This window comes from Gordonia sp. (in: high G+C Gram-positive bacteria) (genome assembly GCF_049299075.1).
Lineage (GTDB): Bacteria > Actinomycetota > Actinomycetes > Mycobacteriales > Mycobacteriaceae > Gordonia.
Map to the genome: position 1 here is coordinate 1 of NZ_JBAQWU010000016.1, position 3,670 is coordinate 3,670.

The following is a 3,670-nucleotide window of genomic DNA, read 5'->3' on the forward strand; positions in this document are numbered from 1 at the left end:
GGTTCAGTCTGCGGACCGGCTTTCCGGCCAGGGGGGTGTCGCTGGGGAGGGTCAGTTCCACGAGATTGGCTTGCCCCTGACGGAAGGTCATGAGGCGGACGAGATCTCCGACACTGACCGCTTCTTCCACCAGCGCCGCCATCAGGCGTGGGGTCGACACGGCGACGTCGACACCCCAGTCCTCAGTGAACAGCCACTCGTTACGCGGGTCGTTGACGCGGGCGACGACCCGGTTCACTGCGAACTCGGTGGTGGCCAGCAGACTCACCACCAGGTTGGCTTTGTCGTCGCCGGTGGCCGCGATCATCACATCGAAGGTGTGCAACTGCGCGGCCTCCAGATCCTGGAGTTCGCAGGCGTCGGCATGCACCCAGTTGGCCTGCGTCAGCGACCCGGGATGGATGTGCCCGGGGTCTCGTTCGAACAGCGTGACATCGTGTCCGCTGGCGACGAGTTCCCGGGCGATGGCGCGGCCTACTGCGCCGGCTCCGGCGATGGCGACCTTCATTCCAGCAGTCCTTCGGCAGGGGGCAGTGCGGCGGCGGCGCGCGTAGCATCGAGGTGCTCGGTCAGCGTGGCGATACAGACATCGTCGCCGGCTTGCAGCACACTTCGTGGCTCAGGCAACATCGGCGCGCCCAGCCGATGCAGAAAGGCCACTCGGGCGCCGGTGAGTTCTTGGAACTTACTGCAACTGATTCCGTACCAATCTTCGTGCAGCGCGACCCGGGCGATCACCAGCGACCCGGACGGATCAGTCCACAGTGGGGCCTGCGGAGTCTCCCCGAGCGCAGTGATGAAGCGCTCAGTGGTCCACGGCACGGTGGCGACCGTCGGAATTCCGAGACGCTCGTAGACCGCGGCGCGTTTGGCGTCGTAGATCCGGGCGACGACGTTCTTGACGGCAAAGGTCTCCCGGGCGACCCGGGCGGCGATGATATTGGAGTTGTCGCCCGACGAGACGGCGGCGAAGGCTTCGGCGTCGGCGATACCGGCCTCGACCAGCACGTCCCGGTCGAATCCGATGCCGCGCACCGTACGCCCGGTGAAGCCGTCGCCGAGGCGTTCGAAGGCGCTGTGGTCGCGATCGATGATGACGACCTGATGTCCGCGGCTCGACATCGCGGTAGCCAACGAGGCCCCCACCCGCCCGCAACCCATGATGATTACTCGCACCCGATGGACGTTACTCCGCGCTGGGCCTACTGTGGCGGAGTGTCTGGACTAACCACGGCGACCACCGCCGCCAAACGGCTGCTTCTGGGTCGGCCATTCCGCAGCGACCACCTGGGGTCTCAGCTGCTGCCTAAACGTATCGCGCTGCCCGTCTTCGCATCGGATGCGATGAGCTCGGTCGCCTATGCCCCGCAGGAGATCTTCCTGGTCCTTTCGGTGGCTGGAATCAGTGCCTACTCATTCGCTCCGTGGGTCGGGCTGGCCGTTGCCGCGGTGATGATCGTGGTGGTGGCCAGCTACCGGCAGAACGTGCACGCCTATCCGTCCGGTGGCGGCGACTACGAGGTCGCGACGGTCAATCTCGGCCCGAATGCGGGCCTGACCGTGGGTGCCGCGCTGCTCGTGGACTATGTGCTGACCGTCGCGGTATCGGTCGCCGCGGCGGCGGAAAACATCGGTTCGGCGGTGCCCTTCGTTCACGATCACAAGATGTTGTTCTGCCTCCTCGGGATCGCGCTCGTCGCCGCGGTCAATCTGCGCGGAGTCAAAGAGTCTGGGCTCCTGATGGCGATTCCGACGTATGCTTTCATCGCAGGCGTCCTGGTGATGTTGACCTGGGGATTCGTCCAGTTGTTTGTGCTGGGCCGGGACTTGGCCGCACCCACTGCCAACTATGAGCTGATCGCCGAACAGACCCAGCTGACTGCGGTGGCGATGGTCTTCCTGCTGGCCCGGGCGTTCTCGTCGGGCTGTGCTGCGCTGACCGGCGTGGAGGCGATCAGCAACGGGGTGCCTGCTTTTCAGAAGCCAAAATCGCGCAATGCCGCCACGACGTTGCTCATGCTCGGTGCCTTCTCCATCACCCTCTTGCTGGGTATCGTCGTGCTGGCGCAGCGGTTGCACGCCAAATACGTCCTGAACCCGCAGACCGAACTGGCCGGTCTGCCCGCCGGCTATCAACAGAAGTCGGTACTCGCGCAGCTTGCCGAGACGGTCTTTGCCGGATTCCCGCCGGGCTTCTATCTGATTGCGGTGGTCACCGCGATGATCCTGCTGCTGGCGGCCAACACCGCGTTCAACGGCTTTCCGGTCCTCGGCTCGGTGCTGGCGCAGGACCGCTACCTGCCCCGGCAGCTGCTGACTCGCGGCGATCGATTGGCCTTCAGTAACGGCATCGTCTTTCTGGCGCTGGCGGCGATGGGCTTCGTGATTGCCTTCGGTGGTGAAGTGACCAGCCTCATCCAGCTGTACATTGTCGGCGTCTTCGTCTCGTTCACCCTGAGCCAGACCGGCATGGTGCGACACTGGACACGGTTGCTCACGACCGAAACCGACCCGGAGGCGCGTTCACGGATGCGGCGCTCGCGGCTGGTCAACGCGGTCGGCATGGTAATGACCGGGACCGTGCTGGTTGTGGTGCTGCTCACCAAGTTCCTCGAAGGTGCGTGGATCGCCATCCTGACCATGGCGCTGCTGCTGGTGATGATGAAGATGATCAACCGGCACTACCGTTCGGTCGCCGAGGAGCTGGAGACGGCGGCCGTGGACGACGACGGCGTGCTCCCGAGCCGTACGCATTCGATCGTCCTGGTGGCGTCGTTGCAACTGCCGACGCTGCGCGCGCTGCGCTATGCCCGTGCCACGCGACCGGACATCCTGGAAGCGGTGACGGTGAACGTCGACGAGCGGGCCACCCGGGTGCTCGTCGCCGACTGGGAAGCGCGCGCGACCGGGATGCCACTCAAGGTGATCGCCTCGCCTTACCGTGATGTGACTCGACCGGTCATCAACTACGTGCGGCGGACCCGCCGCGACGCCCCCCGTGACGTGGTGACCGTATTCATTCCGGAGTACGTGGTCGGTCACTGGTGGGAGCAGATTTTGCACAACCAGTCGGCGCTGCGACTCAAGACCCGACTTCTCTTTGAGCCGGGCGTCATGGTCACCTCGGTGCCGTGGCAGCTGGCCTCGTCCAGCCGTGCCGCCGAGCGTGTCGACGCCGACTTCGTCGCGCCCGGCGATACCCGGCGGGGCTTCGTCCGGAACGACCGAGGAGATCGATGACGCCGGTGAGGACGATGCGGGTGACTGGTTTCGCCAACGGTGGTGCGGGAATCGCCCACGACGATGAGGGGCGTGTGGTCTTCGTATCGGGCGCGCTGCCAGGCGAAGTGGTGCGCGTCCAGATCGACGAGCAGAAGGCGTCGTTCGCGCGGGCGCGCGCGGTCGAGATCGTTGACGCCTCCGCGCACCGGGTGGATCCGTTGTGCCCGGCTGCGGCCGCCGGGGCGGGGTGCTGTGACCTCTCGTACGCCACCCCGAGTTATGCGGTGCAGTTGCGCGCATCGGCGCTCACCGATGTGCTGACCAGGATCGGCGGATTCACTCCCGGCGCCGATGGGCTGCCCGCACCGCGCGTGCGGGGGCTCGATGGGTCACCGACCCGATGGCGGGTGCGCACCCGGCTGGCAGTGGGTTCTGACGGCGTCCCCGG

The 3,670-nt window shown here is 66.0% G+C and carries 4 protein-coding genes; 2 read left to right on the forward strand and 2 right to left on the reverse strand.

The window, feature by feature from the left end; genetic code table 11:
• Window positions 1-508: potassium channel family protein (locus WAW85_RS00695; RefSeq protein ID WP_422557749.1), on the reverse strand; the 508-nt coding region annotated here is incomplete at its 3' end.
• A complete protein-coding gene (locus WAW85_RS00700; RefSeq protein WP_422557750.1) occupies window positions 505-1,176 on the reverse strand; it encodes a potassium channel family protein in 672 nt (223 codons plus the stop codon). The genes WAW85_RS00700 and WAW85_RS00695, both read right to left, overlap by 4 nt.
• Window positions 1,177-1,215: 39 nt before the next feature.
• Here WAW85_RS00700 and WAW85_RS00705 point away from each other — a divergent pair, with 39 nt between their 5' ends.
• Window positions 1,216-3,240, forward strand: a complete 2,025-nt coding sequence (locus WAW85_RS00705) for an APC family permease (RefSeq protein WP_422557751.1) — start codon at window positions 1,216-1,218, stop codon at window positions 3,238-3,240.
• The coding region (locus WAW85_RS00710; RefSeq protein WP_422557752.1) for a TRAM domain-containing protein at window positions 3,237-3,670 on the forward strand (434 nt) is incomplete at its 3' end. The genes WAW85_RS00705 and WAW85_RS00710, both read left to right, overlap by 4 nt.